Annotated in this window: 1 protein-coding gene and 1 pseudogene; one reads left to right on the forward strand and one right to left on the reverse strand. The window is 69.3% G+C overall.

The window, feature by feature from the left end; all coding sequences use genetic code 11:
• Positions 1-223: pseudogene (locus tag WA944_RS17945) on the forward strand (hypothetical protein); the annotation flags it as partial.
• Positions 224-491: 268 nt separating this feature from the next.
• Here WA944_RS17945 and WA944_RS17950 read toward each other — a convergent pair.
• Positions 492-1,502 (reverse strand): IS1634 family transposase (locus tag WA944_RS17950; protein WP_526647198.1); only part of this gene is annotated, 1,011 nt, incomplete at its 5' end.

Here is a 1,502-nt window from a genome sequence, read left to right on the forward strand (position 1 = left end):
GCCTCTGGCACCGCCGCCGGTGGTGCCGCCGCTGGCGCCGCCCCCGGTCGTTCCGCCGTTGGCTCCGCCGGTGGCGCCCCTGATCCCGGCCGGAGCTCCTGTGGCGGGTGGCCTTCCGATGTCCACCATGGGTGGCCTTGCCGGAAAGGGAGATTCGACGGGATCGGCGCCGAGTGGAGCGCCGGTTCCAGGGCAGCCGATCTCACCCGGCCCCGGAGCGTAGCCGGGATCTGAAACACCGCCGACGGCCCGTCCCCGACCAGGGGCGGGCCGTCAGTGTGTGACCGTGCTGCCTCTCAAGTGGGTCGGAACCCGGCGGCATGCCAAAGCGGCACAACAAATTCGGACAGCCAGAGGAAACGACGCCAACGGAAACGGCTAGCGGGAGTTTCCGGGCTACGGTGAGGGATGGTTTGATTGTGCCTGGTGGCGCGGTGTTTTCGGGCAGTGGTGGTGTATTACCCAACGTTTCGTGGGGCGCTGTGGGCGGGTCAGCGGGTGGGCGCGTATTGGTGAATGTTGAACAGGTCGGCTAGTTTTCGCTGGGTGGGGGTCATGTCGGTGAGCATGCGTTGGGCGCGGGGGCGGCCCTTGGCGCCGTCGTGGTAGAGCAGCACGGTTTCTTCGATGCCGGCGAGTTGGTCGAGCAGTTCACGCACTGACAGGTGCAGGCCGGCCTGGTCGGCGTGGCGGCGCATCAGGTGGGCGACGGCCAGGGCGAGCACGCAGTAGAACACGTGCACGCGGATCTTGGAGTCGGTCCAGTGGTGCATCGGGCTGAACGAGACCACGTGGGGGTCTTTGAGTTGGCGGAAGCCGAACTCGGCGTCGGATTGGGACCGGTAGGCGGCCACCACATCGGGCACCGGCCAGTCGCGGTTGGTGAACAGGATCCGTTTTCCGAACAGCCGCGCCTCGAGCCGGGCCCGGGCGCGGGGATCGGTGCGCCAGGTCAGACGCAGTTCGGCGGGCCCGTCGCCGGTCAGCGTGACGGTGAGGATGTCGGCGACCCAGCGGGGCTTGCAGATGGCGGCGATCTCGGCCTCCACCTTGTCGCGGTCACGGCGGGTGCGGCCGCGGGCCAGCCTGGCGGCCAGCTCGGCCAGGCGGCGCCGCGCCTTGGCCAGGGTCTGGTCCAGGCCGCGGGCCTGCTTGGCGTGCAGGTTCGCCGAATGGGTGAGCACCGCGCGGCGGGTCACCCCGAGCGCGGTGACGGTGGTGTCGACGTAGCTCAGTCCCGGGTAGCGGTCGGGGTCCACCGGTCGGAAGGAGCGGTCGGGGATCGCCAGCAGGTCGGGGTGATCGCTGGGCGGCAGTGAGCCGACGAACCCGATGCCATGCTCTTCCACCACGGTGTGGTTGTCGCTGCTGTTCTGCCCGGCGTCATAGACCACGGTCAGCGACTCCACCCCGGCGACCAGGTCCGCATAGCGGGTCACCAATTCGTCGATGACCGCGCTGAACTGGGTGACGTCGGGCCGGTCTCCGGGGTAGGCATGGCT

The sequence above is a fragment of the Mycobacterium sp. genome (genome assembly GCF_049683355.1).
Taxonomy (GTDB): Bacteria; Actinomycetota; Actinomycetes; order Mycobacteriales; family Mycobacteriaceae; genus Mycobacterium.